Genomic DNA, 3,746 nt, shown 5'->3' on the forward strand with positions numbered 1-3,746 from the left:
CGCTGCTGAGGCGGCACCTGTTCCCCCCAATAGGTGCCGCTTCTTCTTTTATGGCGCCGCCGCTGCTGCGGCGCAGCTGCCGTAGCGGCACGCTGAACGCGCGCTCGCCTCACGGCTGTTATCCCGAACCGCTGACGGCTGCGCGCAGCGAGCCTCGAGCGATGTCCTGAGGCTCTCGACGAGGCCACCCCGCGCACCCCCCGCGATCGGCTCCTCCCCAGGGGCGAGCCGGGCGTGCGGGGCCGAGTGGATCTAGCGTGCGGGCGTGGCTCCTCCGTTCCTGCCGAGCGCTCCCGCCGATGCCGCGGCCCCGCCTCCTGTCGTCGTCGATCGCCTGCCCGCGCTCGGGACGCTCGCCGCCTACGCGAACGATCCCGACGTCACCGATCTGCTCGTCGACGGGCGCGGCGTGCTGTGGCGGGACGCCGGGCGGGGGCTGGAGGTGGTCCACGGCGCTCCCGGCATGGACGCCGCTGCAGCGCGGCGTCTCGCGGTCGCCCTCGTCGCCGCGGGCGGCAGGCACCTCGACGACGCCACGCCCGCGGTCGACGTGCGGATCCCCGGAGGCGCCCGGGTGCACGCGGTGCTCCCGCCGGTCAGCACCGCCGGGCCGCTGATCTCGATCCGCATCGCGCGGAGCACCCCGTGGCGGCTCACCGACCTCGAAACGGCCGGCATGGTCGACGCCGCGCAGGCGGCGGAGCTTCGCGAGCACGTGCGTGCGCGGCGGAACCTGCTGATCTGCGGCCCCGCCGGCAGCGGCAAGACCACTCTGCTCGCCGCGCTGATGGCGGAGGTACCGCACTCCGAGCGGATCGTGACGGTCGAGGACGTCGCCGAGATCGTCGTGGACCACCCGCACGTCGTCGGCCTGGAGACGCGGCAGCCGAACACCGACGGCGTCGGCGCGATCGGCCTCGCCGCGCTCGTGCGGGAGACCCTGCGCATGCGCCCCGACCGCATCGTCGTCGGCGAGTGCCGCGGCGCCGAGATCGCCGAGCTGCTGAACGCCCTCAACACCGGCCACGACGGCGGCGCCGGCACGGTGCACTGCGCGGATCCGGATGCCCTCGGCGCGCGGCTGGAGGCGCTCGGCGCCCTCGCCGGCCTGCCGCCCGCAGCCCTGCGTGCCCAGGCGCTCGTGGCGATCGACGTCGTCGTGCAGCTCGGGCGGCAGGAGGGGGTGCGGCGGGTGGAGCGGATCGGTGCGCTCGCCGCCCGCGCGGACGGGTCGCTCGCGGTCGTCGACCCGTGATGCGACCCGTGATCCGGCCGCGTGTTCTCCGGCGCATCGACTCGGCCACGGAGGCGGACGGCGTCGCCGCGGACCTCGACCGCCTCCGTGCACTCGTCTCCGCCGGCGCGACGCAGCCGGCCGCATGGGCGTACCTCGCCGCCGGAGCGCCCGACACGATCCGCCCGATGGCTGCGGGGGTCGCCGCCGCAGCAGCCGCCGGGATCCCGCTCGGTCACGCGTTCGGCGCCGCGCCGACGGCCTGGCGCACCGCCGGAGCGCTCGTCGCGCTCGCGGCCGAGACGGGGGCCCCGCTCGCCGCCGCGCTCGCCACGGCCGCCGGCGGGGCGCGGCGGACGGCCGAGCTGCACCGCGTGGTCTCCGCGTCGATGGCCGGCCCGGTCGCGAGCGCCCGGCTCGTGCTCCTCCTGCCGCCCGCGACCGCGGTGCTCGGGTGGGCGTTCGGCTTCGACGTGCCCGGTGTGCTGCTCTCCGGGCCGGGGGCCGCGCTGCTGGTCCTGGGTGCAGCGCTGCTCGGTGGCGCCGCGGTGTGGAGCCGTCGCCTCATCCGCGCCGCCCGCCGGACATCGTGGACCGTCGGCCTCGACCTCGAGCTGGTGGGGGTCGCCGTTCGCGCAGGACTGCCGGTCGCGACGGCCAGGAGGCAGGCGGACGAGGCCGCCTCCGACGCGGGCATCGACCTGCCGCCGCCGGACGAGCTGGAGGAGGTGCTCGCGTTCGCGGCCCGTGCCGGGCTGCCGCTCGTCGCGCTGCTGGCGGCGGAGGCGGATCGGCTGCGTCGTGTCGCCGTATCGGAGGCGCGCCTGCGGGCGGAGGCGCTCGCGGTCCGGCTGCTGCTCCCGCTCGGCCTGCTCGTGCTCCCCGCGTTCCTCGTGCTCGGCGCGCTGCCCGTGGGGCTCGCAGTCCTCTCCTCCACAGCCCTGCCGCTCTGACGCGGAGCGCCGGAGGGGCAGGATGGGCCTGCCCGTGCCGGGCCGCGTCCGCCTGGACGTGGCTGCTCTATGAAAGAGGTACGGGATGCAACAGGAACGACTGTCCGGTCGGATCGACGAGCTGGTCGATGAGGGCGCCGTCACGGCCGAGTACGCGATCGCGACCATCGCCGCCGTCGGGTTCGCCGCGCTGCTCGTGGTCGTGCTGCGCAGCGACGAGGTGCGCACGCTGCTGCTCGGTCTGGTGACTCGTGCGCTCGCGATGCCGAACTGAGCACGGCACGGTGACCGCGGAGTTCGCGGTCGCCGTGCCGGCGGTGCTGCTCGTGCTGGCGGCCTGCCTCGGCGGGTTGCGGGTCGGCACGGAGCGGCTGCGGGTGGTGGACGCCGCCGCGCAGTCCGCCCGGCTCGCGTCGGTCGGGGAGCCGGTCGGCGGGCCCGCCGACCGGATCGGCGGGCGGGTGAGCGGCGTGCAGCGCTCCGCCGAGACGGTCTGCGTCACGGTGCGCAGCGAGGTGCCGCTCCTCGGGGTCCCCGTGCCGATCGCCGCGACGGCATGCGACCTGGCCGGCGTCCTGCCGTGAACCGCGAGGAGGGGGCCGGCACCGCGCTCGCCGTGGCGGTCATCGCCATTGTCATCGTCCTGTTCGCGATGCTGGCGACCGTCGGCGTGGCGCTCGACGCGCACCGCAGGGCGGTGTCGGCCGCGGACGCGGCAGCGCTCGCCGGCGCGGACACCGCGCTCGGGGTCGCGACGGGTGTGCCCTGCGGCCGGGCGGCCGAGATCGTCGCTGCGGCGTCGCTCCGTCTGGACGGCTGCGAGCAGCGCGGGACGCTCGTGAAGGTCCGGGTCTCGGCGGTGGTGCTGGGCCTCGCGGCGGGCGCTGTCGCAGTCGCCGGACCCCCTCCGGTCCGCTGATGCGGGGTACGGGGAGCGGGCATCCTGCGCAGGGCGGCGTCGGCGCCGTGTGTATGGTGTGCGGGACCGGCCCCGGGCCGAGCCTGCGCAGGCACGGCCCACCGCCGATTCCGTACGGGGGCGTCGAGGTGTCGAGCCGAGGAGGTGGCCATGCCCGCAGGTAAGAAGCTGGTGATCGTCGAGTCGCCCGCGAAGGCGAAGACCATCGCGAAGTACCTGGGGCCCGGGTACGAGGTGCAGGCGTCGGTCGGGCACATCCGCGACCTGATCGAGCCGAAGAACCTCCCGCCCGAGCTGAAGAAGGGGTCGATGGGCAAGTTCTCCGTCGACGTCGACAACGGGTTCGAGCCCTACTACGTGGTCTCCGACCAGAAGAAGAAGACCGTCGCCGATCTGAAGCGCGCGCTGAAGGACGCCGACGAGCTGTTCCTCGCGACTGATGAGGATCGCGAGGGCGAGGCGATCGCCTGGCACCTGCTCGAGGTGCTGAAGCCCAAGGTCCCGGTCAAGCGGATGGTGTTCCACGAGATCACCAAGGAAGCCATCACGAAGGCGCGCGACAACACCCGCGACCTCGACACCGCGCTCGTCGACGCGCAGGAGACCCGCCGCATCCTCGACCGGCTCTACGGCTACGAGG

Annotated in this window: 6 protein-coding genes; all 6 read left to right on the plus strand. The window is 75.1% G+C overall.

The window, feature by feature from the left end; genetic code table 11:
• Positions 1-265 precede the first annotated feature (265 nt).
• The gene (locus tag ACFE67_RS14440) at positions 266-1,255 is read left to right on the plus strand and encodes a CpaF family protein (RefSeq protein WP_375407570.1); all 990 of its coding nucleotides are present in this window, start codon (positions 266-268) and stop codon (positions 1,253-1,255) included.
• 8 nt (positions 1,256-1,263) lie between these two features.
• Complete coding sequence (locus ACFE67_RS14445) at positions 1,264-2,187, plus strand: type II secretion system F family protein (RefSeq protein WP_375407571.1); 924 nt, start codon at positions 1,264-1,266, stop codon at positions 2,185-2,187.
• Positions 2,188-2,272: 85 nt separating this feature from the next.
• Positions 2,273-2,461, plus strand: coding sequence for a DUF4244 domain-containing protein (locus tag ACFE67_RS14450; RefSeq protein ID WP_375407572.1), 189 nt, complete (start codon positions 2,273-2,275; stop codon positions 2,459-2,461).
• A 10-nt stretch (positions 2,462-2,471) separates the two neighbouring features.
• Positions 2,472-2,771: a TadE family type IV pilus minor pilin gene (locus tag ACFE67_RS14455; protein ID WP_375407573.1), complete on the plus strand. Its 300-nt coding sequence runs from the start codon at positions 2,472-2,474 to the stop codon at positions 2,769-2,771.
• Positions 2,768-3,106, plus strand: coding sequence for an Rv3654c family TadE-like protein (locus tag ACFE67_RS14460; RefSeq protein WP_375407574.1), 339 nt, complete (start codon positions 2,768-2,770; stop codon positions 3,104-3,106). Before ACFE67_RS14455 ends, ACFE67_RS14460 begins: the two co-directional genes overlap by 4 nt.
• Before the next feature lie 150 nt (positions 3,107-3,256).
• Positions 3,257-3,746: toprim domain-containing protein (locus ACFE67_RS14465; RefSeq protein ID WP_375407575.1), on the plus strand; the 490-nt coding region annotated here is incomplete at its 3' end.

The sequence above is a fragment of the uncultured Amnibacterium sp. genome (assembly GCF_964244015.1).
Lineage (GTDB): Bacteria > Actinomycetota > Actinomycetes > Actinomycetales > Microbacteriaceae > Amnibacterium.